This is a genomic window from Microbacterium sp. SLBN-154, assembly GCF_006715565.1.
Classification (GTDB): Bacteria; Actinomycetota; Actinomycetes; order Actinomycetales; family Microbacteriaceae; genus Microbacterium.
This window is the reverse complement of sequence record NZ_VFNL01000001.1, coordinates 1,235,370-1,259,796: the sequence shown is the minus strand read 5'-3', so window position 1 is coordinate 1,259,796 and position 24,427 is coordinate 1,235,370. Positions and strand designations below refer to the sequence as shown.

Annotated in this window: 20 protein-coding genes; 11 read left to right on the top strand and 9 right to left on the bottom strand. The window is 71.3% G+C overall.

What is annotated here, in order from left to right; genetic code table 11:
• Positions 1 to 36: 36 nt before the first annotated feature.
• From FBY40_RS06225 to FBY40_RS06195, 7 genes are read right to left on the bottom strand one after another with little or no spacing between them, the layout of a single operon-like run.
• Positions 37 to 1,731, bottom strand: coding sequence for an alpha-amylase family glycosyl hydrolase (locus FBY40_RS06225; protein ID WP_141937264.1), 1,695 nt, complete (start codon positions 1,729 to 1,731; stop codon positions 37 to 39).
• Positions 1,728 to 3,026: a glycoside hydrolase family 36 protein gene (locus FBY40_RS06220; protein WP_141937262.1), complete on the bottom strand. Its 1,299-nt coding sequence runs from the start codon at positions 3,024 to 3,026 to the stop codon at positions 1,728 to 1,730. The genes FBY40_RS06225 and FBY40_RS06220 overlap by 4 nt, the downstream gene beginning before the upstream one ends.
• Positions 3,023 to 4,135, bottom strand: coding sequence for a Gfo/Idh/MocA family protein (locus FBY40_RS06215; protein ID WP_141937260.1), 1,113 nt, complete (start codon positions 4,133 to 4,135; stop codon positions 3,023 to 3,025). Before FBY40_RS06215 ends, FBY40_RS06220 begins: the two co-directional genes overlap by 4 nt.
• Positions 4,132 to 5,196: a zinc-dependent alcohol dehydrogenase gene (locus FBY40_RS06210; RefSeq protein ID WP_235014627.1), complete on the bottom strand. Its 1,065-nt coding sequence runs from the start codon at positions 5,194 to 5,196 to the stop codon at positions 4,132 to 4,134. The genes FBY40_RS06215 and FBY40_RS06210 overlap by 4 nt, the downstream gene beginning before the upstream one ends.
• Positions 5,193 to 6,068 carry a carbohydrate ABC transporter permease gene (locus FBY40_RS06205; RefSeq protein WP_141937256.1) on the bottom strand — a complete coding sequence of 292 codons (876 nt, stop codon included), beginning with the start codon at positions 6,066 to 6,068 and terminating at the stop codon, positions 5,193 to 5,195. The genes FBY40_RS06210 and FBY40_RS06205 overlap by 4 nt, the downstream gene beginning before the upstream one ends.
• Positions 6,065 to 7,078, bottom strand: a complete 1,014-nt coding sequence (locus FBY40_RS06200) for a carbohydrate ABC transporter permease (protein WP_235014625.1) — start codon at positions 7,076 to 7,078, stop codon at positions 6,065 to 6,067. Before FBY40_RS06200 ends, FBY40_RS06205 begins: the two co-directional genes overlap by 4 nt.
• Positions 7,075 to 8,472, bottom strand: a complete 1,398-nt coding sequence (locus FBY40_RS06195) for an ABC transporter substrate-binding protein (protein ID WP_200829935.1) — start codon at positions 8,470 to 8,472, stop codon at positions 7,075 to 7,077. Before FBY40_RS06195 ends, FBY40_RS06200 begins: the two co-directional genes overlap by 4 nt.
• A gap of 131 nt (positions 8,473 to 8,603) precedes the next feature.
• On the opposite strand from FBY40_RS06195, the gene FBY40_RS06190 reads away from it, so the two are divergent.
• Genes FBY40_RS06190 through FBY40_RS06140 form a run of 11 tightly spaced genes read left to right on the top strand, consistent with a single transcriptional unit; the run spans position 8,604 to position 20,584 of the window.
• A complete protein-coding gene (locus tag FBY40_RS06190) occupies positions 8,604 to 9,746 on the top strand; it encodes an ROK family transcriptional regulator (RefSeq protein WP_141937252.1) in 1,143 nt (380 codons plus the stop codon).
• Positions 9,743 to 10,819, top strand: coding sequence for a glycerate kinase (locus FBY40_RS06185; RefSeq protein ID WP_141937250.1), 1,077 nt, complete (start codon positions 9,743 to 9,745; stop codon positions 10,817 to 10,819). The genes FBY40_RS06190 and FBY40_RS06185 overlap by 4 nt, the downstream gene beginning before the upstream one ends.
• Positions 10,820 to 10,843: 24 nt before the next feature.
• A complete protein-coding gene (locus FBY40_RS06180; protein ID WP_141937248.1) occupies positions 10,844 to 11,707 on the top strand; it encodes an LLM class flavin-dependent oxidoreductase in 864 nt (287 codons plus the stop codon).
• Positions 11,708 to 11,753: 46 nt separating this feature from the next.
• On the top strand, positions 11,754 to 13,448 hold the full coding sequence (locus FBY40_RS06175; RefSeq protein ID WP_160141363.1) for a lysylphosphatidylglycerol synthase domain-containing protein: 1,695 nt from the start codon (positions 11,754 to 11,756) through the stop codon (positions 13,446 to 13,448).
• The gene (locus tag FBY40_RS06170) at positions 13,445 to 14,467 is read left to right on the top strand and encodes an ABC transporter substrate-binding protein (RefSeq protein WP_141937246.1); all 1,023 of its coding nucleotides are present in this window, start codon (positions 13,445 to 13,447) and stop codon (positions 14,465 to 14,467) included. Before FBY40_RS06175 ends, FBY40_RS06170 begins: the two co-directional genes overlap by 4 nt.
• On the top strand, positions 14,457 to 15,197 hold the full coding sequence (locus FBY40_RS06165; protein WP_141937244.1) for an ABC transporter ATP-binding protein: 741 nt from the start codon (positions 14,457 to 14,459) through the stop codon (positions 15,195 to 15,197). Before FBY40_RS06170 ends, FBY40_RS06165 begins: the two co-directional genes overlap by 11 nt.
• Positions 15,194 to 16,771 carry an ABC transporter permease gene (locus tag FBY40_RS06160; RefSeq protein WP_141937243.1) on the top strand — a complete coding sequence of 526 codons (1,578 nt, stop codon included), beginning with the start codon at positions 15,194 to 15,196 and terminating at the stop codon, positions 16,769 to 16,771. The genes FBY40_RS06165 and FBY40_RS06160 overlap by 4 nt, the downstream gene beginning before the upstream one ends.
• Positions 16,768 to 17,871 (top strand): glycosyltransferase family 4 protein, encoded by a 1,104-nt coding sequence (locus FBY40_RS06155; protein ID WP_141937241.1) that lies wholly within the window; start codon positions 16,768 to 16,770, stop codon positions 17,869 to 17,871. The genes FBY40_RS06160 and FBY40_RS06155 overlap by 4 nt, the downstream gene beginning before the upstream one ends.
• A 42-nt stretch (positions 17,872 to 17,913) precedes the next feature.
• Positions 17,914 to 19,107 carry a glycosyltransferase gene (locus tag FBY40_RS06150; RefSeq protein WP_141937239.1) on the top strand — a complete coding sequence of 398 codons (1,194 nt, stop codon included), beginning with the start codon at positions 17,914 to 17,916 and terminating at the stop codon, positions 19,105 to 19,107.
• Positions 19,108 to 19,154: 47 nt separating this feature from the next.
• Positions 19,155 to 19,859 carry a GAF and ANTAR domain-containing protein gene (locus FBY40_RS06145; protein WP_141937237.1) on the top strand — a complete coding sequence of 235 codons (705 nt, stop codon included), beginning with the start codon at positions 19,155 to 19,157 and terminating at the stop codon, positions 19,857 to 19,859.
• A 23-nt stretch (positions 19,860 to 19,882) separates the two neighbouring features.
• Positions 19,883 to 20,584, top strand: coding sequence for a GAF and ANTAR domain-containing protein (locus FBY40_RS06140; RefSeq protein ID WP_200829934.1), 702 nt, complete (start codon positions 19,883 to 19,885; stop codon positions 20,582 to 20,584).
• 164 nt (positions 20,585 to 20,748) lie between these two features.
• Here the strand turns inward: FBY40_RS06140 and FBY40_RS06135 are convergent, their stop codons facing one another.
• On the bottom strand, positions 20,749 to 21,801 hold the full coding sequence (locus tag FBY40_RS06135; protein WP_141937233.1) for an NAD-dependent epimerase/dehydratase family protein: 1,053 nt from the start codon (positions 21,799 to 21,801) through the stop codon (positions 20,749 to 20,751).
• The gene (locus tag FBY40_RS06130; RefSeq protein ID WP_141937231.1) at positions 21,798 to 24,425 is read right to left on the bottom strand and encodes an alpha/beta fold hydrolase; all 2,628 of its coding nucleotides are present in this window, start codon (positions 24,423 to 24,425) and stop codon (positions 21,798 to 21,800) included. The genes FBY40_RS06135 and FBY40_RS06130 overlap by 4 nt, the downstream gene beginning before the upstream one ends.
• Between the last annotated feature and the right edge of the window lie 2 nt (positions 24,426 to 24,427).

The following is a 24,427-nucleotide window of genomic DNA, read 5'->3' as shown; positions in this document are numbered from 1 at the left end:
GCGTGCAGGCCCGGAGGCCCGATCGCACGAGGCGTCTCAGGGACGCAACCAGACGAACCCGAAGGGCGGGAGCCGGACGCTGTCGAGTTCGAGACCGGTGAGCACGTCGCGCCCGCAGAGATCCGGAAGATCCACGGCATCTCCGCTGACGTTCACGACGGCCATGACCTCCTCGGCCGTCCCGGGGGCCCGTCGGACCACGAACACGCGCGGATCGATCGTCTCCACTCGCTGATCGGCGAAGGGCGAGAAGGCCGGATGCTGCCGCCTGGCCGCCAGCAGGGAACGCAAACCCTCCAGCATTCCCCGACGCCGTTCGGAGGACCCCAGCTCGCGGTCGAGCGCGTCGGCATCGAGGACCTCGCGATTGATGCGGCGCGGGATGTCGCTCTCCTCCATCCCGACGCGGTCCTGGCCCGACCCGAGCAGGGAGTGGTAGTAGATCGCCGGCACCCCGACGACCGAGAGCAGGATCGCGTGCGCGGCCAGTCCGCGCGCGACGGCCTCCGCATCCGGATCGGATGAGCCGGGATCCACGAGCGCATCGAGGAAGTTCGTGTTTAGCTCGTACACACTCTCCGAGCCATCCGGGCGTCGCGCCATCGACACCCGACCGCCGCGCGCGAGGGTGCGCTCGACGAGCATCGTGCGATCCTCGTCGGTCAGGAGTCCCTCAGTGGGCCGAAGTCCGATGCCATCGTGACTGGCGAGGAAGTTGAACCACGTCGCCGTCTCGCTCACCGGAACGATTCCCGAGGCCCATCGCGAGAGCGCACCGGCATCGCCGGTGACGAAGGCATGCAGGACGAGCGGCGGGAGGGCGAACTGGTACACCATCTGCGCCTCGTTCGAGCCGTCGCCGAAGTAGGTGATGTTGTCGGCATGCGGCACGTTGGTCTCGGTCAGCAGCAGTGTCCCGGGCGCCAGCGCATCCACGAGCACCCGCCACAGCCGGATCACGGCGTGCGTCTGCGGCAGATGGATGCAGGTGGTGCCCGACTCCTTCCACAGGAAGCCGATGGCGTCGAGCCGCACCGTCGTCGCGCCGCGGGCGAGGTAGCCCAGCAGCACATCCGTGAGATCGAGCATCGCGGCCGGCGTGGACGGGTCGATGTCGACCTGATCGGGTCCGAAGGTCGTCCACGCTCGGGCGACCCGGCCATCCGGGCGCGGGTACTCGTGCGTGAGCGGCGATGTACGCGGTCGCACGACCCGGGAGGTGTCGAAGTCGGGACCGGGCTCGAGGAAGTACCCGGCGTAGCGCGGGTCGTCTGCGAGCCAACCCTGGAACCAGGGGCTCGAAGTCGAGACGTGGTTGGCAACGAAGTCGAGCGCGAGGGCGTGGTCGGCGCGCAGCTCCGCGATGTCGTCCCAGGTGCCGAGGTCGGGGTTCACCTGGCGGTGGTCCACGACTCCGAAGCCGTCGTCGGAGGTCCACGGGTAGATGGGGAGGAGATGGATGTCGGTGACCGCGTCGCGGACGTGACGGCGCACCACATCGGCGAGCGTGTGGAGAGGCGTTTCCCCCTTCCGGCGGAACGCGTCGCCGTAGGTGATGAGATACGCCGTCCCTTCGTCGGGTCGGCCGGTACCGACGCGTCCGAGCAGCGGCGCCCACCGTTCGGCCAGAGCGAGGAGATCATCGACGACCTGGTCGACATGGTCGGGATACAGCTCGGTGACGAGCGCACGGATGCGCGCGCGCAGGCTGTCGAGATCGATGTCGGTCATACCGGCCCCTCCGTGAGCAATCGGCGCACGAGCTCCCGCCCGTGCGCGTCGAGGTCCGCGATCCGGTCGCTGAACCCCCGGACCCCGGGTGCGTTCAGGACGACCTCCGCCCACTCGTCCCGCAGGGCGAAGCCGGGCCTGGCGACGAGGCAATCCGGATCGGTGGTGTAGAGGCGTCGGTCCTGCCAGGAGCGCGCTTCCAGTGACATCCGTCCCCGCATCCCCTGCGAGCCGTCCTCGCCGCCCTCGTGGAAGGTATCGGGTGAGACGCGCATCGCATCGACGAGCCCGACGCTCGGCAGGATCGGAGCACCGCAACCGAGGAGGTACGCGTCCTCCCCCATGACGTCGCGGATGAGCTGGAGCCCCGACCGATAGGCGGCGACGGGGGTGAAGTCCTCATGACGGGCGCCTGGGACGGCCCCGGAGTACAGGAAGTCGAGCTTGAGATAGTCGACGCCGAGGGTGCGTAGCCGGGTGAAGACCTCGGAGAGGTAATCGCGGACTCCGGGGTGGGTGAGGTCGAGACCGATGAGCTCGTCGCCCCAGTTGTACCCGGCCGGCCCGGTGAGCCAATCGGGGTGGCGCACGGCGAGGTCGGACCGCGAACCGACGCTGAACGGCGCCAGCCAGACGCCGGCACGACGCCCGGTGTCGCGGATGGCGGCGACGGCTTCGCTCAGGTCACCGAAGCGCGGGTTGGGTGCCGTCCATTCACCCGTGCCAAGGCTCCAGCCATCGTCGATCTGCACGACATCCACATCGACACCCTCGCCGAGGGCGCCTGCGTCGATGGCGCGCAGATTCTCGACGACATGCGCCGCCGTCACGTCCTCGAAGTACTGGTACCAGGTGCACCAGACGCGCGGCGTCGGTGAGCCGGTCCGCGCTCCGGCAGCGGCACCGAACCGCGATCCGAATGCCGCGAGTGCGGCGTCACCGGGGTCATCCGACGGCGCTGCCGTCCACCGCTCGACGCCGTCCTCCGCGGTGACGATGACGCGGTCGCCACGCCAGCTCGCATGGATGGTCGGCACACGCTCCGAAGCGTCGAGCGCGGCGAAGACTTCGGCGGCACCGCCGCCGCCCGGGTCGACCACGACGAGGCCTTCGCCCTGCAGGAGACCCTCGGGCGCAGGATGCCCGGGTCGGAACCTCATGAGATGCTGCCACCCCTCGTCGGGGCGGTGCGGCGGCTCCCCGCGTCGATACCAGGTCGTGGGGCTCCAGCTCTGCCACCCCTCCGTATAGACGCGCGCGCGGTCGGTCACCGGAATGTCATGGGTCTCGGTCATGGAGTGACCACGCTTTCGGAGGTCGCGCGCGTGAGGAGAAGGTCGTGCGGATGCACCGGCGCTCCGTCCTCCTCGGCTGAGGCGACAGCGGCGAACCCGAGACGCGCGGTGGCGAGCACGTGCGCGAGAGAGTTCTCAGGCTCACGATCGGACACGACGGCCGAGAGGAGCTCCCCCATCGCGCCGGCGAAGCCGTCCGGGAACCACTGACCCTCTACTGCGAAGGTCGTCACGTCGCCGTCGCGGTCGAGTTCGAGCTGATCGCTGCCGCGAAGGACGCTCCCCCGGAGGGTTCCCTCGGTTCCGTGGATCCAGAACGGACAGCCGCCGCCCGTCGCGCGGGAATCGCCGACGATCCGCACGACCGCGGTCGCACCGCGATCGGTCCGGAACCGGACGTCGGCGTTCCACGGATTGCAAGCGGACGCCGGTTGCTGCGGGACCCTCGACTCGCTCGCCCACACCGCGTCCACGCGCGCGCCCTCGAGCCAGCAGCGGCTGATGTCGATCCAGTGAACGAGGTAGTCGGCCAGGAGCATGTGCGGAACGGCGTCGAACGGCGTACTTGCCAGAGGCGGGAGCGGCTTGTCGTGCAGGTGGGTGATCCCGACGACCTCACCGATCGCCCCACCGCGGACGAGCAGCGTGGCGAGCCGCCATGCGGGGGCCCACCGCGCGTTCTGGTTGACCGCGAGGCGCAATCCCCGCGCGCGGGCGCCGGCGACGATCTCCGCGAGTCGCGGCATATCGGCCTCGTCGATGGTCAGTGGCTTCTGCGCAAGGACATGCTTGCCCGCGCTGACCGCCGCCTCGATGAGGTCGATCCGTCCCCGCGGGCCGGTCGCGAGGTCGACGACCGCCACCGCCGGGTCGGCGAGGAGCTCCTCGACCGTGGAGTGCACCCGGGTGATCGCGAAGTCCGCGGCGAGGGCTCGTGCGTCGGCGGCGTCGCGCGAGGCGACCGCGACCACTGGCACTCCCCATGCGCGATACGCGGGGAGGTGGGCGCTCCGCGCGATTGCGCCGGCCCCGATGAGCCCGACAGCCGGCGGGTCACGGGGAATCAGCGGTCGATGATCCGGGATGTCTCCGAGCGCTTTCGCCGTCACAGCGACCTCGGCGCGCGTTCGAAGGCCAGCACAGCCTGCAGGATGGCCGAGTCACCGGCATCCAGACGCCGGAAGATGTCGGCGACGTCGCTGACATCGACGACATCGGTCACGAGGGCGGCGGCGTCGAGCCGCCCCTCGAGCATGAGCGCCATCACGGTGCGGACGAGACGTGACTGGTCCCACCGGCCACCGAGCCCGACCGGAACACCGGAGATCTGACTCGCGAGGATGCGGACCCGGTTGTGATGGAACTCCTCGCCCAGGTGGAGGTTCACCGCCCCTCCCTGATAGAAGCCGGATGCCGCCACGATCCCCTCGACCACGACACTCCGGATCGCCTCGTGGAGCGCCCGGTCGCTGCCCGACAGCTCGATGGCGCTGTCGACGCCCTCGCCCGTGAGCTCGCGGATACGGGCCCCCGCGCCCCCGTCGATGAGGGCGTCCACCACCTCTGCGGCGCCGAATCTGCGGGCGACCTCGAGGCGGTCCGGCACCGTGTCGACGGCATACACACGCCCGCCCGCGAGCGTGGCGAGGCGCGTCGCCAAGAGCCCGATCACCCCCTGACCGAAGATCGCGACCCGCTCTCCCAGCCGCACGTCGGCCGCGAGCACGCCGTTGAGCGCGATCGACGCAACCCTCGCGAATGTCCCGAGCAGGGGGTCGGCGTCGGTGGGAAGCAACCGTCCTTCCAGTGCAGCCGCCGGCAGGACAGCATCGGAGCGGTGCCCCCAGATCCCGTGCACGACGTCTCCGACTGCCAGCGCGGTCACGTCATCGGCGACCTCGACGACCTCGCCGACCTCGGAGTAGCCCCACCCCTGCACGGGGTACCCGAAGCTCGGTTCGCCCGGGACGAAGAGGCGCCGCTGCGAGTCCCAGGTGCTCGTGAGGTAGGGGTTCGTGCCGCGGTACGCAGTGAGCTCCGTACCCGCGGAGATCCCCGAGTACCAGGTGGCGACGCGGACGGAGCCGGGGACGAGCGGAGCAGGAACGATCTCGACGACCTCGACGGATCCGGGCGCGGTGAACTGCACGATGTGAGGCATCGGGGTCATCCCTTCTCTGCGCCGGCGGTCAGCCCACCGACGAGGAGTCGCTCAGAGGCGAAGAACAAGATGATGATGGGCAGGGTCAGGATGACCGACCCCGCCATGAGAACGGTCGTCGGCACCTCGATGCTCCCCGAGAGCTGGGACAGACCGAGCGAGACCGTCCAGGAGTCTCGTCGCTCGACGAGGAACAGCAGCGCGAAGAGGAACTCGTTCCACGCGATCATGAAGATGAACAGGCCGTTCGACACCAGCGCCGGCATTGCCAGCGGCAGGCTGATCTTCCGCATCGTCTGCAGTCTCGTGCACCCGTCGATCGCGGCCGCCTCCTCGAGCGACACCGGGACGGTCGCGAAGTAGTTCTTCAGGGTGTAGATCGACACCGCCGCCACCTGCGAGACGTAGACGATCACGAGGGCGATCAGGGACCCGCGCAGACCGAGCTGGGTGAAGAACACGAAGAGCGGGACGGCGAGGAGGATCGCGGGGAAGAAGTACACCGCGAGGAACAGCCCCGACACCTGACGGCGACCGAAGAACTTCAGCCGACTGACGGCATAGGCACCCGGGATCGCGACGAGGAGCGTGAGCGCCACGGTCGACAGGGCGACGAGCAGCGAGTTCCGCATGAAGACGATGAAGCCCTGGCCGCCGTCCGAGACCGGAAGCAGGACGTCGAGGTACGTCGAGAGATCGAGCTCCTCGATCGAGATCCACAGCGCCCCGGGGTTCTGCAGGAGAGAGTCGAGCGAGCGGAAACTGAGCAGGACCATGTAGTAGAAGGGGAAGACGGCCACGATCAGCAGCACGGAGATCACGATGGGCCGAAGGATCGCGATCAGCCGGTTCTCGATCCGGTCGCGGGTGAGGCTGCTCATGCCTGTTCCTCCTGTCGCCCGAAGAGCTTGAGGTAGACGCCGACGAGCACGGCGAGGATGAGCGCGAGCACGAGAGCCTGCGCCGCCGCCGCGCCGATGTCGCCGCGAGCGGTCATGTAGTCGAAGACGCGGACCGAGACCACCTGGGTGCCCGCGCCGCCGCCCGTGAGCAGGTAGATGTCGTCGAAGTTGTTGAACGTCCAGATGAAGCGCAGCACGCTCAATACGGCGATGGTGGGGAGAAGCTGCGGCCAGAGGATGTGGCGGAAACGCTGTGTCGGGGTGGCCCCGTCGATGCGGGCGGCCTCGTCGAGGGCGCCGGGGACCGCACCCAGCCGTGCGGTGAGGAAGAGGAAGGCGAAGGGAAATGATCGCCACGCCTCGAAGCAGATGACGGTCATGAGTGCGATCGGCAGGTCGATCTCCAGCCCGAACAGCGACACCGGCAGCGACCGCTGCGACAGGAACGCCACCGGATCCTCCCATCCGAGGAGGTTCCGGCCGACCCAGTTGACGAAGCCGAACTGCGGATTCAGCAGCGTCGCCCAGACGAAGGTGGCGGCCACCACCGGAGCCACGTACGGAAGGAGGAGGGATGCCCGGATGAGTCCGCGCCCCCGGAAGGGCTTCTGCAGCGCGAGCGCGGCGACGAGGCCGATGCCGATCGCCAGTGCCGTGCCGCAGACCGAGTAGACGACCGTTGTCCACAGCGACTGGAAGAAGCCGGGTGACGTGAGCACTTCGACGAAGTTGTCGAGAGTGTACTCGCCGATGAAGCCGGTACCGCGGATGTTGATGAGCCGCACATCCTGGAACGCCAGCGCCACCGCCCAGAGGATCGGCAGCACCACCGCCACCGCGATGATGACGAGGGTCGGGCTGATGAGGAGGAGCCCGGCCCGGTTCTCCTCCCGGGCCTTGCGCGAACGCCCGATCCGCTCTTTGCGTCCTGGAGCAGGCGGCGCGGGGGGCGGGCTCGCTACGCCCGTCCCCCCGGCCAGCTGCGTCACTGGAGCGACTCCTGCACGGAGCGCGCCGCCTCCGCGGCGATTGCGGCGGCCTGCTCGGCGTCGGTGCCCTGCGTGACCTCGCTCACCGCGGTCGCTACGGGCTGCTCACCCTGCAGGGCCCCGAGGAGGTCGCCCTGCCCCTGCGGGATCGCCCAGCGGGCGATGTTCTCGGGCCCGGCGGCCACCTGTTCGAGCACCTCGGGCGCGTAGAAGTCCGACAGCGGTGCCTTCGTGTCGACGCCGGCGGGGAACGTCGCCCACGCATCGGAGTAGAGCGCCGGCTCATCCGCCGTCCCGAAGCGCACGGGCACCTTCCCCTCGGGAGCGATGGCGATCCAGTCCTCGTAGCCGGTGCTCATCATGTATTCGACAAATGCTTGCGAGTCTTCGACGTTCGCCCCTTCGGTGATCGTCCACGAGGTGATCTCACCGAACTGCGCGGGCTCGGTGCCATCGGGCCCGGCGATCGAGGTCACGACGCCGGTGTTCTCGGCGAGGAACGCGGGGTTGTCTGCGCACTCCGGGCAGTTCGGCTTGGCGTCTTCGCGCAATCCCGCCATCTCATCGAGGACGAAGCTGGACCAGATGAACATGGCCGCCTCACCAGCGAAGTAAGTGGCTCGCGTGGTGTCGACGTCCTGCGCGCCGGGCACGGAGTAGTTCGAGATCAGGTCGCCGTAGAAGCCGAACGCCTCCACGCACGCCGCCGAGTCGAGCTCGATCTCGCCGTCCGCATTCACCAGCTGGCAGTCGTTGCCCAGGGCCACCTGCTCGAAGGTCTGCTCGGTGAACGCGTCGCCGGGAGCGGTCGCCCCCACGAAACCGGCGAGTTCGGGCGAGTTGAGGGCCTCGGCCGCCTCGAGCACCTTCTCATACGTGTCCGGTGCGTCGAGCCCGGCGGCTTCGAAGAGGTCGGTGCGGTAGAACAGCATCTGCAGCCACGACTCGCTCGGCACCGCCAGCTGCGCGTCGCCGTCCGCCGTCAGCTCGAGCGCCTTGTCGGAGAACGTCGATGCGTCGAGGCTGTCGATCACCGCGCCGACGGCGTCGGCGTCGACGAGCTCGTTGGCCGAGAGCGTCCGCACCTGGGGCAGCGAGATGCCGCCGATGACGTCGGGGAGATCGCCCGCTGCCGCGGAGGACGTGATGAGCTGGGCGAACTGGTCTTCGGCCACCGAGACGACCTCGACGGGGATGCCGGACTCCTCGGTGAAGGCCGCGACGATCTCTTCGGTCGCCGCGACGCGATCGGGAAGATCTTCCTGAACCCAGAAAGTGATGCCGTCCCCGCTGTCACCTCCATCGCTGTCACTTCCGCCGGCAGAACAACTCGACAGGACGAGAGCCGTTGCGCCGATCATGGTCAGGGTCACCGCTGCGGTACGGATCTTCACCGTGCGCCTCCTCGCGCTTGACATCAGATGCAGGGACTGCGCCCAAACGGGTGGGGCCCAGATATGACTAGACGTTAGATTTGTTTTGTCTAGCTGTCAAGCATAAGTAGAGTGAGCGGAGAGGAGGACCCATGTCCGGACCCGGAGACGTGCTGGAGCTGATCCGCGAGCATGGCGCGCTCACGCGCGGCGATGTCCTGGAGCTGACCGGGCTCTCGCGTATGACCGTCGCGACGCGGGTGGACGCTCTGCTCCACCACGGCCTCATCGTCGAACGGGGCACAGAGCGCGTGACCGGCGGCCGCCCCTCGCGGCGACTGGAGTTCAACACGTCCCACGCCGGTATCGTCACCGCAACGGTGGACACGACGCATACCACGGTCTCCCTCACCGATCTCGGCGGCACGGTTCTCGACCAGCAGGAGATCGACGTCGCCGTCGCCGACGGCCCCGATCACACGCTCAATGTGATCACCGGACGTGCTCGAGCGCTGATCGCGGGCGGGGCGGTCGACCGCGTGGCCGCGATCGGCATCAGCGTTCCCGGTCCCGTCGATCCCGACACCGGTCGTCCCAGCCAGCCCCCGATCATGCCGGGGTGGGACGCGTACCCTGTCCCGGAGCACCTGGGTGATGCCCTCGGCCTCCCCGTGCTCGTCGCGAACGATGCCGATGCCGCCGCTCTCGGCGAGCAACGACGCGCGCACCCGGCATCCCGCTCCCTCTGCTTCGTCAAGGTCTCTTCGGGTATCGGCACGGGTATCGTCATCGGCGGCCAGGTCTACCGCGGCACCGACGGCGGTGCGGGCGACATCGGTCATGTGAAGATCGCCGGGCACGACGACATGGTGTGCCAATGCGGCGCGCGCGGATGCCTCGCGGCAGTCGCGTCGGGGAGGGCCGTCGCCCGCGCGCTGAGCGATCTCGGCAAGCCCGCCGCATCGGGTTCCGACGTCGGCGCGTACCTCGCAGCCGGCGATACGGATGCCGCGCGTCTCACCCAGGAGGCAGGGCGGGTCATCGGCACGGTCGTCGCGACGGTCGTGACCCTGCTGAACCCGGGAGAGGTCGTGCTCGGCGGAATGCTCGCCTCGCCACCGCTTCTGAGCGGGGTACGCGAGACGCTGTACCCGCTCTCGCTCCCCAGGGCGACGCGGCACCTCACCGTGAGCCTGTCCACGCTCGGACGGCAGGCGGCGACCGTGGGCCTGGCCGCGCTCGTCGTCGACCGGGAGTTCTCGGCGGCGGCCGTCAACGCCGCTCTCGCCCGATGAGCGGTCCGATCGTCATCGCGATCGACTCCTTCAAAGGGTCGATCCGGGCGGCCGACGCGGCCCAGGCGATCGCCGAAGGATGGTGGAGCGTCGAACCCGAGCGCGACGTCGTTCTCTGCCCGATGGCCGACGGCGGAGAGGGAACCCTCGACGCATTCGCCGCTGCGGTCCCCGGGGCGCGACGGATGTCCTCCTGGCTGCTGCTCCCCGCAACCGACGACGCCCCGAACGGAACGGGCGTGGTCGAGCTCGCGTCCACCTCGGGGATCGAACTCCTCGGCTCGCCGCCGCAGCTGAGACCGTGGGACGCCGACACCCGCGGCTTCGGCGAGGCGATCGCCGCCGCGCTCGCGCACGGGGTGTCACGGCTGATCCTGGGCATCGGCAGCAGCGCATCCACGGACGGCGGCGCTGGGATGCTCACCGCCCTCGGGGCGCGATTCACCGATGCCGCGGGCAGGCCGATCGCCCCGGGGGCACGCGGGCTCTCGAGCGTCGCCGACGCCGACCTGCGCCACCTCGCTCCCCTGCCGCCGGGCGGCGTGACGGTCCTCACCGATGTGACCAGCCCCCTCCTCGGCGAGCGCGGGGCCGCGGCGGTCTTCGGGCCGCAGAAGGGCGCGGGGATGACCGACATCCCGCTCCTCGACGCCGCCCTCGCGCGCTTCGCGGACCTGCTCGATGCCGACCCCGAGACCCCGGGCGCGGGAGCCGCGGGCGGCACCGGCTTCGGCGTGCTCGCGTGGGGCGCACGCCTCGTGCCGGGTGCGGAGGCGGTGGCGCAACTCATCGACCTACCGGCCCGACTCGCCGCGGCATCCCTTGTCATCACGGGCGAGGGCTCCTTCGACCGGTCATCCGCAGCAGGGAAGACCGTCGCCCACGTGCATGATCTCGCGGCCGCGCGGGGCATCCCGGTCGCACTCGTCGCCGGGCGCATCGCCGACGGCGCCTCGACAGATTCGTTCGTGCGCCACCTGTCGCTGACGAAACTCGCCGGTTCGACGAGGGAAGCGCTCGGCGACCCCCGACGTTGTCTTCAGCAGGCCGGCGCGACCCTCGCCGGGGGATGACACCGGCGGCGAAAGGACAGGTCGATGGACTACGGACACGCGATCGAATTCGGCGCCTTCCTGACCCCCACCGCCGCCGAACCCGCCACCGTCGTCGCGCTCGCCCGTGAGGCGGAAGCGGCCGGTCTCGACCTCGTCACGTTTCAGGATCATCCGTATCAGCCCGCCTTTCTCGACACCTGGACCTTGATGACGTGGGTCGCCGCCCACACCGACAGGGTCCGCATCGCGCCGAACGTACTCAACGTGCCGCTCCGCCCGCCGGCCGTCGTGGCGCGCGCGGCGGCGAGCCTGGATCGACTCTCGGGCGGTCGCCTCGACCTCGGCCTCGGCGCCGGCGGATTCTGGGACGCGATCGATGCGATGGGGGGCCGGCGCCTCACCCCCGGCCAGTCCGTCACCGCACTCGAAGAGGCGATCGACGTCATCCGAGGACTCTGGAACACCGACGAGAAGGGTGGGATCTTCACCGACGGTGCGTACTACCGGGTGCGCGGGGCCAAGCGCGGACCGCGGCCGACACACGACATCCCGATCATCCTCGGCGCCTACAGGCCGCGCATGCTGTCTCTCACCGGGCGGAAGGGCGACGGCTGGCTCCCCTCGCTCGGGCACCTGCAACCGGGCGATCTCGCCCGTGGCAACGCGGCCATCGACGAGGCCGCCGCGGCTGTCGGGCGTTCCCCGACCGACATCCGTCGTCTGCTGAACGTCGGGCGCCTGGCCGCCGACGAGCGCGAATGGGCCGAGCGCCTGAGCTCCCTGGCGCTCGACGACGGCGTGTCGACCTTCATTCTCGCGACGGACGACCCGAACCTCCTCGCACTTTTCGGACGGGAGATCGCACCGGCCGTCCGCGAGATCGTCCGCGAATCCCGCGGAACCTGACGCCAATCGGGCCCTGCACCCTCGCGCCGCTGATAGCGTCCCACTCATGACCGTCGCCCGGGAGAGCGCGGCCACGGGAGCACCGCACACCACGGCCGGGCAGCCAGACACGGCCGAAAACCGGCCCGCTGTCACTCGGTTCACTCCCCTCACCTTCATCTGCGTCGGCGTTGCGATGGCCGGCGGGCTGGCCCTCGGCCTTCCGATCGCCGCCACCCTCGCCGCCGCCTCCGCCCTGATCCTCGCGCTCGTCGGCGCGGCCGTCGCCCTCGCCCGTCATCACCCGTTCGCGCGCCTCGGCGGCGCGAACGTGGTCACCCTCATCCGACTCACCGTCGTGGCCTTCCTCCTCGCCGTCCTCTTCGCCGGCGGCGGGCACCCCGTCGCCGTCATCGCCGTCAGCATCGTCGCGCTCAGCCTCGACGGCGTCGACGGATATCTCGCGCGCCGGCAGGGATTGTCGTCGCGGTTCGGGGCGAGCTTCGACATGGAGGTCGACTCGGCCTTCGCCCTGGTCCTCGCCCTGCTCGCCGGACTCGGGCCCGCCGGGCCCCTCGCGATCCTTCTCGGCCTGCCCCGCTATCTCTTCGGCGCGGCCGCCCTCGCCTATCCGTGGCTGAACGGCCCCATCCGTCCCCGGTACAGCCGCAAGGTCATCTGCGTCCTCCAGCTCATCGCCCTCATCGCGCTGCAGTTCCCGTTCCTGTCGGCTCCGGTCGCGATCGCCATCGTGATCGTCACCGCGGGACTCTTGACCTGGTCGTTCGGCGTCGACATCCTGGAGCTGCGCCGGAATGCGGATGACTCGGGCCGGCCGGCACTCATCCGCCTCGGGCAGGCTCTCATCACCGCCCTGATCCTCGCGGTCGTGTGGCAGGTCGCCGGCGGGGTCGACGTGCTCGACATCCTGTTCAGCGCGAACCCCTGGTGGCTGCTCGCCGCCTGCGTCCTCCTCGCCACCCACACCGTGCTCTCCGCGCTCCGGTGGCGGGTGACCGCCGCACCGCTCGGCATCGACCTCTCGGGTGGGCACGCGATCCGCGAGTACTTCCTCGCCCAGCTGGTCAACACCACCCTGCCCGGTGGAGTGGTCGGAGACGCCGCCCGCGCCGCCCGCACCCGCCACCAGGCCACGCTCGGTCGATCGGTGGGGGCCGTGGTCGTCGAGCGGGGCGTCGGCCAGGTCGCTCTCCTCGCGGTCTTCGCCGCCGGCTTCCTCATCACCCTCTTCGCCGCCGGCGGCATCACGTGGCCCCCGGTGCTCGCCACCGGCATCTCGACGGCGCTCCTCGCCCTCACGGTCGCCGGGCTCGTCCTCGTCCTGTGCCTGCGGTTCGCCCCGCCCGCCCCCGGCGGGCGGCTCGACCGCCTCGTGGAGGGGACCCGCCGGAGCCTGGCCGCTCCGGGCGTGCTCCCCGCTCAGGTGCTCCTCAGCACCGGCGCGACGGTGTGCATCCTCGCGGCGTTCGCGTGCTGCGCCGCCGCCGTCGGTGCCCCGCTTCCCCTCGGAGCGGTCTTCGCGGTGATCCCGCTCGTGCTTTTCGCAATGGTGCTGCCGATCTCCGTCGGCGGCTGGGGCGTGCGCGAGGGCGCCGCGGTCGCGCTGCTGCCGATCGCCGGCCTCACCACCGCCCAAGCCTTCGCCACCAGCGCCGCCTTCGGGTTGATGGCCCTCGTCGCCTCGCTCCCCGGCCTCGCCCTCGTCTGGACCCGCCGTCGCACCCTGGAGACCACCACATGACAGACCGCAAGACCCTCACCCGTCGCACCCTGCTCGGCGCCGGCATCGTCGGTGTCGCCGGCATCGCGGCGGCCGGCATCGGCCTGAGCACGCGCCCCGGAGGACTGTTCGGCAGCGGAGACGCCGCGCGCGCGGCATCCCTCCAGCTGTCGTGGCTGCATTCGGTGCAGTTCGGGGGCAGCTATATCGCGCAGGACCGCGGCTGGTACCAGGGTCTCGACGTCACCCTGCTGCAGGGGGGCCCCAACGCCCCCGTCGAGCCCCCGGTCGTGTCGGGGTCGGCGCTCATCGGCATCTCGGCCGCCGACTACACCGCCGCCGCCGTCGCCGAGGGGGCGCCGTTCAAGATCATCGGCGTCGCGATGCAGAAGAACCCGTTCGTCATCGCCTCCCTGCCCGGGAATCCCGTGAACGAACCCGCCGACCTCGTCGGCAAGCGCATCGGCATGGCCCTGGCCAACACCCCCGTGCTCGAGACCCTGTGCACCTTGAACGACGTCGATGTCGACGGCATCGAGGTCGTGCCCACGCAGTACTCGGCCCAACCCCTCCTCGCCGACGAAGTGGACTGCCTGCTCTGCTGGGAGACCGACCTGCCGGTGGCGATGACCGTGCAGGGGGTCGAGAGCGTCACGATGCTGATGGCCGACTACGGCTACGCCCTCCACTCGCAGACCTACATCGCCACCGAGGAGAGCCTCGCCAACCGGCGGGCCGACCTCGTCGCGCTCATGCGCGGCGAGGTGCGCGGATGGGACGAGTATCGCGCCGACACGAATGCCGCCGCCGCCCTCACGCTGGAGATGTTCCCCGACGCGGGCCTCGACCTCGAGACGCAGGAGCTGCAGGCCGAGCGGCAGGTGCCGCTGATGTTCTCGGAGGTCACCGACGAGAACGGGTTCGGATGGTGGACCGACGATTCCGTGGCGCAGAACCGCGAGACGCTCGCCCTCCTGGGGCAGGACGTCCCCGCCGACCTCTGGGATCGGTCGGTGCTGGAAGAAGTCCATGGCAGCTGAGCCCCGGGTCCTCGTCGATGGGGCAGGCAAGGTCTACCCCGACGGGCTCGAGGCGGTCGCCTCCCTCGATCTGGAGTTCGCCGGCGGTTCGACGACCGCCCTGGTAGGGCCGTCGGGATGCGGCAAGTCGACGCTCCTGCGCATGATCGCCGGACTCGAAGACCCCACCTCCGGATCGATCACGATCGACGGCGACTCCCCCCATGCCGTCGCCGAGCGCGGCGAGCTCGCCGTCGCGTTCCAGGACCCCTCGCTCCTCCCCTGGCGGAGCGTTCGCCAGAACGCCGCTCTCGCGCTCACCCTCACCCACCGTGACGTCGACGCGGCAGCGATCGACCGCATGATCGCGCGCGTGGGCCTCGACGGCTTCGGCGACGCTCGGCCCGCCGCCCTGTCGGGCGGGATGCGACAGCGCGCCGCGATCGCGCGCGCTCTCATCACCGAGCCCCGCCTCCTGCTCCTGGACGAACCCTTCGGCGCGGTGGACGAACTCACCCGGCAGGACCTCATCGCCGAGCTGCCGCCGCTCTGGCGCGAGAGAGGCACCACCACGCTGCTGGTCACCCACTCCATCTCGGAGGCCGCACGCATCGCCGACCGCATCGTCGTACTGAGCCCCCGCCCGGCACGGGTGGTGGACGACATCGCCGTCCCGCGCGGCGACCCCGCGGCGTTCGAGCGGGTGGTCGCCGCGGTGACCGAGGCGCTCTCGCGGTCGCGGGCGGCATGACCGTCCGATCTTCGACGGGCCGCAGGGTCTGGGTCGACACGGCCCTCGCCGTCGTTCTGCTGCTCGTCGTGTGGGAGGTCGCCGCACGCCTGCTCACCTCGACCTTCGTCCTCGCGGCGCCGAGCGAGATCGCTGTCGCCCTCGGCACCCAGGCGGGGCTGCTGTGGCGAGCGCTCCTCGTCACCGGGCAGGCCGCCCTCGCCGGGTTCGTCCTCGGAAATCTCGCCGCCATCGCCCTGGCCGCCCTGGCCGTGCTGCTCCCCGCGACGGAGCGGGTGGTCACCGCCGTCGCCCTGGTAGTGTTCTGCCTGCCGCTCGTCGCGACCGGCCCGGTGCTCCGCGTCATCCTGGGCCCGGGCGACGGCCCGCAGGTCGTCCTCGCGGCCCTCGCGGTGTACTACACCACGATGATCCCGCTCCTCGTGGGTCTGCGTGCGGCGCCCGCGACCTGGTTCGACCTCGTCCGGTCCTACGGGCGGGGCGCGGGAGCGGCCCTGGTGTGCGTCCGGGCGCGCGCGAGTCTTCCGTACCTCATCGCGGGGTTGCAGATCGCCGCCCCGGCCGCGTTCCTCGGCGCGATGGTGGGCGAGTTCACCGGCGCGCAGAGCGGGCTCGGGGTGCTGACGATCCGCGCGTCGCGCGACCTCGACATCCAACTCACCTGGGCGCTGGCCACCGTCGCAACCGTCGTCTCGGTGGTGGCGTACGTCGTGATCGGCGCGATCGGCAGGCGATTGGTCTCCGAGCGGCCGCCGCTCATCCTCGCGCCCGTCAGGCCGCGACTGCCGCGGAGGGAACGGGTGCGCAGCGCCGCGATCACGACCGTGGCGTTTGTCGTCGTCCTCGTCGCCCTCTGGTGGGGCGGGATCCTCGTCACCGGAATCAGTCCGTTCTTCGCCCGGACGCCGGTCGATGTCATCCGGGTCTTCGCGGGGGTCGATGACGGCGGGGAGGTACGCGGCGTTCTCTTCGCCGCCCTCGGCGAAACCGCCGTGCTCGCGATCGCCGGGTACCTCGCGGGACTCGCGGTCGGGGCCCTCGGGGCCATCGCCCTGACGCTCGCTCCGCGGGCGGCGACCGTGTCGATGCCGATCGCCATCGCGCTGCGCGCCGTCCCCATCGTCACCACGGCCCCCCTCGTCATCCTGTTGCTGGGTCGCGGTCCCCTCGGCGCGATCTCGCTCGTGGCGCTCATGGTGTTCTTCCCCACCCTCGTCGCGTGCCTCGAGGGCCTCCGCCAGGCGCCCGGCCAGGCGCTCGACGTGCTGCGCAGCTACGGCGCGCCCGCGCGGGTGCAGCTCGTGCGGGTGCGGATCCCCGCCATGCTCCCCGCCTTCTTCGCCGCCGCCCGCATGAGCGTGCCCGCCGCGGTGCTCGCCGTCACCGTCGTCGAGTGGCTCGCGATCGGCACGGGCGTCGGCGCCGCGATGGCGCTCGCCGCCTCGCAGTCGGGCTACGATCTGCTGTCCGTCGCGGTCGTCGCCGTCACCGCGCTCTCCGCGCTCGGGTACGCCCTCGTCGGTGTGGTCGAATCGCGGGTGCTGCGCGTGTACGCCCCGGAGCAGCAGGCATGACCGGGCACGCGGCCTTCGCCATCCCCGGCGACCTCGACACCGTCACCGGCGGGTATCTCTACGAGAAGCGCCTGCTCGAAGGGCTGCGCGAGGTCGGCGTCGACACGACGTACGTGCCGCTCGGCGACTCCTTCCCCGACCCTTCGGAAGAGGAGGTGGATGCCACACTGGCGGCCCTGCAAGAGCTCGACCCGTCGCATCCGCTCATCCTCGACGGCTTCGTGTTCGGCGCGATGCCGACCGCGGCCCTCGCGCGCCTGCGCGCGCCGATCGTCGGAGTGGTCCACCACCCGCTCGCCCACGAGGAGGGCCTGTCGCCCGAGCGGCGCGAATACCTCTTCACCACCGAGCGCGACAACCTGCAGCTCGCGGCCGCGGTGCTCGTGCCGAGCCCCCACACCGCCCGCATCCTCGTCGCCGAGTACGGCGCCGACCCGGCGTCGATCACGGTCGCCCGGCCGGGGACCGATCCCGCGCGGGGGGTCAGCCGGCAGAGCGCGCCGCCGCTGATCCTGTCGGTGGGGATCCAGCATCCGCGGAAGGGCCACGACCTGCTGATGCGCGCGCTCGCGCGCATCACCGACCTCGACTGGCACGCCGAGATCGTCGGGACGCCGTGGGATCAGGGGTTCTCCGCCTCTCTGCCGCGGCTGCGCGACGACCTCGGGCTCGCCGGCCGCGTGCGACTCGCCGGCGGGATCGGGGACGACGAGCTCGACGGGCTGTGGGCGCAGGCCTCGGTCTTCGCCCTCGCGACACGGTACGAGGGGTACGGCCTGGTCTTCGACGAGGCCCTCGCGTGGGGACTGCCGATCGTGTCGTGCGACACCGGGGCCGTGCCCGAGACGGTCCCCCGCGAGGCGGGTGTGCTGGTGCCGCCCGGCGACCCCGCCGCGTTCGCCGCGGCGCTTCGCGATCTGCTGACCGATCACGAACGCCGGGAGCGGATGACGCGCGCGGCGCGTGCCGCGGGCGCGGCCCTGCCGTCGTGGCTCGACACCGCCCGTGTCGCGCAGCGGGTGCTGGAAGCCGTCACCGGTCGTTCACCCACCCCACGTTCTGCGTTCATCGACTTCGAGGTCCCGAAACCCCAGCATTGACCAACCGTTGTCTGACGGCTCGGATCGATGAGAGGCGCCGCCATGACCGCACCCCTCCGGGTTCTGTCGTTGTACGAAGGGTTCTTCGCCGGAGGCGCGCGGGTGCTCCATACCGACGTCGTCGCAGGGCTTCACGCCGGAGGGCAGAGCCATCGCGTGCTCTCGGTCGCGGCGCGTGCGCGGCGCGAGTCGACCGTGCAGGTGATGTGGGATGACCCGCGCTGCCGTCGCCTCGTCGAGGCGGGCGTGGAGGTGCGAAGCCTCGGCCGCACCGCCGGCGACGCGCCGCTCGCTCCCGAGACCTTCGGCCCGCGGCACCTCCGCCGCGCGGCGGCGATGATCGCCCGGGCCGACATCGTGGTGTCGCTCAAGGAACAGCCGCTGGGGCTTCTGCTCGCGCTGCGCGAGCGCGGGATGATGCCCGACGTACCGGTCGCCGTCTGCCTCCATCGCTCCGACCCGGCGCACGCGGGAGCCGCGCGCGACTGGCTCGGCGAGGCGGCACGCACGGGACTCGTGTCGACCGCGATCTCCTGCGCCGAGTCGACACGCGATGCCTACCGCGAGGTCGTCGGGGAAGGCGTTGCGTCACAGGTGGTGGCGAACGGCATCGACACGGAGCGGTTCGGGCCCGGGACGGCGCGCGAGCGCGCGGCGATACGGAGGTCGCTGGGGATCCCCGCCGACGCGCCCGTGGTGCTCTTCGCTGCGCGCTTCGACGCGATGAAGAACCCCGGCCTGTTCCTGCGCGCGGTCGCCGCGCACTCCCGGCGTCGGCCCGGCACGCACTATCTGATGTGCGGGGCCGGGATGTCGGCGGCGAACCCCGCGCTGCGCGCCGCGTTCGCAGAGGCCGGTGTTGCGGCATCCGCTCGGGTTCATGTGCTCGGGATCCGCGACGACATGCCGGCCCTCCACCGCATCGCCGACATCGTCGCGCTCACGAGCGCGTTCGGCGAGGCGTCGCCGCTGTGCCTCATCGAGGGCGCCGCGTCGGGTGCCACCCCCGTCACGACCGCGGTCGGCGACGCCGCCCGCGTCGTCGAAGGGTTCGGGGTCGTGACGGCGCACGACCCGGTCGGAATCGCCGGGGCCTGGGATCAGGTGCTCGCCGCGCGCCCGGCCTTCCGGCGCCTGGCGATCGCCGCGCGACCGCGCCTGTCGCGCGAGCGGATGATCGAGGAGTACCGCCTCGCGATCGAGGCCCTCGCGGTGCGGGTGCCGCTGGCGGCGTGACGGGGCCGTCGTCTCGAAAGGCACCGGGGAGTAGCATGGCCCGAACCATGGACAGCGCATTCGCGGGCACGCTGGGAGAGCTGAAACGCTCCCGGGGTGTCACCGAGCGCTACAGCAGCTGCTTCCTCGAGGTACTGCCGGTCTCGGGAGCCGCCGTGTCGACCCTCGGCGAGGTGCTCGGCACCGAGACGGTGTCGGCCACGGACACCATGGCGGCGCGACTCGACGAGATCCAGTTCGATGTCGGCGAGGGACCCTGCTGGGACGCGGCGCGCACCGCTGCGCCGGTCGCCGAAGTCGACCTCCAGGGCCGAGGCGCTCTTCGGTGGCCGGCCTTCGGCGCGGCCGTCCACGGTCAGGAGGTGGCGTCGATCTTCGCATTCCCGTTGCACGTCGGTGGGATGCGACTGGGCGCGGTCGACCTCTACTCCCGAGATCCGATGCGGCTCGATGATCGTCAGTACGAACAGGCGTCGGCGATGGCGGGGGTCATCGGACGCCACGTGCTCAGCCAGGCCATTTCGTCGCTCGATGCCGACGCTGATGTCGACAGCCCCTATTCCCGTCGCGTCGTTCATCAGGCGACCGGCGTCGTCCTGGCCCAATTGGACATCGACGCCGAGGATGCGGCGCTGATCATCGGCGGCCACGCATTCGCCGCGGGGGCGACCACGATGGAGGTCTCTCGCGACATCATCCAGGGGCGGCTGCGTTTCGTCCGCGAGGGCGGCAGAATCGAGGCACGACGGTGACGGCGAAGACCAGAGAAACCCTCATGCTGGAGACTTTCGCGACACTGGCCGACACGCTCGTCGACGACTACGACGTCGTCGACCTGCTGCAGACGCTCGTGGATTCCTGCCGGGATGTTCTGCACGTCACCGCCGCCGGCATCCTTCTCGCGAACGAAGGCGGCGACCTCGAGCTCGTGGCCTCGACGAGCGAGGCGAGCAAGCTGGTCGAAGCCATCCAGCTCGCGGCCCAGGCAGGCCCCTGCATCGAGTGCTTCCGCGCCGGAACGGCGATTTCGGTTCCCGACATCCACGACGTCCCCTCCGCGTGGCGTGCATTTCAGAAGAGCGCCCTCGACCAGGGTTTCGTCGCCATCGAATCGGTGCCCATGCGTCTGCGCGAAACGACGATCGGCACGCTGAACCTCCTGAGCGCAGTTCCCGGTCCGCCGTCGGCGTACGACATGACAGCGGCGCAGGCCTTCGCCGACGTGGCCACCATCGGCATCCTCCACGAACGCACCGCGCGACGCAGTGAAGTCCTCAGTCAGCAGTTGCAGACCGCGCTGAGCAGTCGCGTGATCATCGAGCAGGCCAAAGGGGTCGTGTCCTTCACCAGCGGAGTGCCGATCGACGACGCCTTCCACCTCATCCGGACGTACGCCCGCAACCACGGCCTCCCGCTGAGCGACGTCGCAGCTCGGCTTGTGCGCCGCGAGCTTCGGATCGACAGCCCGTCGCGGTGATCGGGGGCCTCTAGCCGCGGAGGCCGCAGCGCGATACGCTGATCACGTTGCCCTGGACCCCGGCATTCTGCTCAGACACTGCGACCGGGGGTAACGGGATGAGGCTGGACACACCGCCGCTCTCCCGCGCGCACCATACCTGAGCACCCCCTGGGGGGTGGTGTTCAGACCCGTGGGAGCGCCGCCTGGGGCGGCCCACCGTTCCCACGGCGACGCCGTCGGTCGCTCGGCGAGGAGCGGCCGGCGGCGTTTGCACGTTCATGGGCCGCCAAGCGCGCGAGCCCCTCATCGATCGACACCGCCGGCGCCCACCCCAGAGCCTCACGCGTTCCGCGCTGATCGAACCAGTGCGCCGTCGAAAGCTGCTCGGCGAGGAACCGGGTCATCGGGGGCTCATCCTCACCGGGACGCACCGCCCAGATCCGTTCGACGACCGAACCGGCCGCGCGGGCGAGACCCGCGGGCACGCTCCACCGAGGCGGCCTGACTCCGGCGGCCAGGCAGATGCCGGCGAGGAGCTCCCCCACCGCACGCGGCTCGCCGTTGGTCAGCACGAACGCCCGTCCGTGCGCGTCGTCGTCCCGGGCGAGCGCTGCGGTGATACCCGTCGCGGCGTTGTCGATGTAGGTGGAGTCGATGAGGGCGGTGCCGCCGTTCAGCAGCGGCAGCCGGCCGGCGCGCGCCCGCGCGACGATGCGCTCCACGAGCTGCGGGTCGCCCGGCCCCCACACCAGGTGCGGGCGGATCGCCACGACGGCCATTTCCGCGCTGTCGCGCGAGAGGGCGAGCAGCTCGGCCTTGGCCTTGGTGCGGGCGTAGTCGCCGCGCGCATGCTCGGGTGAGGCGGGCTCTGCCCCGACCCCGGCGAGCGCCGTTCCGGCGTGGGCGACCGACGGCGAAGAGATGAAGACGAATCGCGAGACCCCGGCGCGCTCGGCGGCATCCAGGATCGTGCGGGTGCCGCCGACATTCACCGCCTCGAAGTCCCGCGGGTCACCCGCGAGCGACACCTTCGCGGCGAGGTGGATGACGCCCTCCACGCCGTCGAGCGCGTGCGCCGCGGCATCCGGGTCCGTCACCGAGCCCAAGATGTCGTCGGCTCCCGCGACACCGGAGGGGCGGCGCTGAAGGGTGCGCACCTCGTGACCCGCGCCGACGAGGTCGGCCGCGACAGCGCCGCCGAGGAACCCGGACGCACCGGTGACGAGAACCCTCACGGCGCCGTCGGCCTCTCGCCGGAGAGCACGCGCTCGGCCCAGAGCGACAGGCGGGTGCGATCAATCTTGGAGTTGTGCCGGATGTCGGTGGGAAGCGCCGGCACGGCGAGCACCGCGACGAGCGGCGTGCCCGTCGCGACCCGGATGCGAGCGGCGAGCTCGGGGGCGGCGAGGCCGGGGCGTTTCGCGGCAGGTGTCGTTTCGACCACCGCGACGGCCTGTCGGAGCCCGCGCGGACCGACCCCGACCACCGCGGCACGGCGGACGCCGTCGACCCGCTCGACCTGCTGCTCGGGTCCGACCGGGGCGAGCGGGCCGTCGGCGGTGACGAGCACGTGCGGCACGCGCCCCTCGACCCACAGGCGGCCGTCGGCGTCGAGGTGTCCGACGTCGCCGGTGCGGTGCCAGCGGGCGCCGTCGTCGGGCGTCGCGCGGGCAGCCTCGCGGTCGGTGAGCCAGAGGCGGTCGTAGTGGTCCTTCAGGTGCGGGGCCGAGACGAGGATCTCGCCGAGCACGCCGGCGGTCTCGGTCGGGCTTCCGGTGGCGCGGCCGTCTGTGTCGAGGGCGCTGATGCGGACGCGGTTCGCACCGATCGGGGTTCCGACGCAGACCCCGGCATCGGGGGCCTGGGTCGCCGCACGGATGCCGTCGAGGGTGATGTCGGTGACGAGCAGGCACTCGGTCATGCCGTAGGGGGTGTGCGCGGTCGCGTTGGGCATGACGCGCGCGGCGGCGGTGAGGAGACCCTCGCCGATCGGCGCGCCCGTGGAGAGGAACGTCTCGACGCCGGCGAGGGCGGTGCGGTCTTCGGAGGTGAGGGCGTCGGCGGTGGCCACGACATTGAGGATCGCCGCGGGTGAGAGGAACACGATGCGCGCCTGCGATGCGCGGACAGCCGCCGCGACCGCGGTCGCGGTGAGGGTGCGCGGCGCCGAGACGTCCATCTCGGGCGTCACCGAGAGCGTGCCGAGAGCAGGGCCGAGGAGGGCGAAGGGCGCGAAGCCGGTGACGAGACCGGTGTCGGGCCTCACATCGAAATGCGCCGACAGCACGTCACGCAGAGCCGAGAGCTGCCGATGGGTGTAGGCGACGCCCTTCGCGGGACCGGTCGAGCCGGAGGTGAAGAGGATCGCGGCGGGATCGTCGGGGCCGGGGGTCGGCGGGAGGTCGGCGGCGGCTCCGATGCGCGTGACGTCGGCGAGGCTGTGCCGGATGCCGAGGGCGCGGGCGGTCACAGGCGGCAGGGTCGGCACCGAGATGCGGATGCCGGGCCAGCCGAGCACCCGGGCGGCGGTGAGGCCCGGCACTTCGCCGATGACGACGTCGGGCCAGGCGCCGCGCACCGCGCGGGTGAGGCCCTTGAGCCCCAGCCCCGCGTCGGCGACGACGACGACAGCGCCGATGCGGAGGCAGGCGTAGATGATCGCCGTCAGAGTGGGGCCGGGGGGCACGAGGAGGGAGACGCGGTCGCCCCGGCGCACGCCGAGGGCGGCGAGTCCCGCAGCGATGGTGCGGACGCGGTCATCCAGCACCCGCCAACTCACCCGGCGGGTGGCGCCGGTCGCACCCATCTCGATGACGGCTGTCGCGCCGTCGGCGCGGCGCGCGTCGAGGCGCTCCCAGAGCGGGGTCCAGGCGGCGGCCGGCGGTTCGGCGGTCGCGTCGGTCGACCGATGGGGCTCGGCGAGCCAGGAGAGCACCGCGGTGGCGTAGTCGCGATCCTCGGCGATCAGGTGCCCGGCGCCTTCGAAGCGGTGGACGTGGGCCTGCGGCATCCGCTCGACGAGGTCGTCGAGGTACCGGTCGCTGAAGATCGGATCGCGGGGGCCCCAGAGCATCAGGGCGGGCACCGTCAGGCGGCTGACGCCGTCGGCGATCCGCTGCAGCTCGGCGAAGCTCTCATGGCGGGCGTCGACGGGGATGTCGGCGACGAAACCGCCGATCGCGCGTCGACGCTCGGCGCTGCCGTACGGCACACGGAACGCCGCCTTCACCTCGGGAGTCAACGCGGGCGAGGCCAGGGCGAGGGTGGTGTCGAGGAACGCCGTCGTCTGCACCGTCGACGCGGCGAGCATGCCTCGCGCTCCCGCGAGGCGCAGCGGCGCGGGAATCGGCACCCCCTCGGGGTGGTCCACGGCGGTGTTGAGGAGCGAGACCCCGGCAAGCAGCTCCGGGTGGTCGATCGCCCACCCGAGCGAGACGACCCCGCCCCAGTCGTGCCCGAGGGTGACGACCGGGCCGGTGAGCTCGAGGGTGTCGGTGAGGGCTGTGAGATCGCGCACGCGCTGCGCGAGCGGACGCGGCACGTCGGTGCGCTCGGAGAAGCCCATGTCGAGCTGGTCGACGGCGATCACCCGCCACGCGGGCTCGCCCGCCTCCGCGGCGGCGAACGAGCGGGCGACGAGGCTTCGCCAGAGGTACGACCACGTCGGGTTGCCGTGCACGGCGAGGATTGTCCCTCGCGGTGTCACGCCGAGCGTATCGAATTCGGGGCCGGTGTCGAGGACGTGCCAGGTGCGCGTCATCCCCTCGTCCACCCCTCGGCCGGGAACGGCGATGAGGCGTGAGAACCGGGGGTCGAGTCCGGGGAGGCCTTCGGGGGGCAGCGCGGCCGGCGAGGTCACCG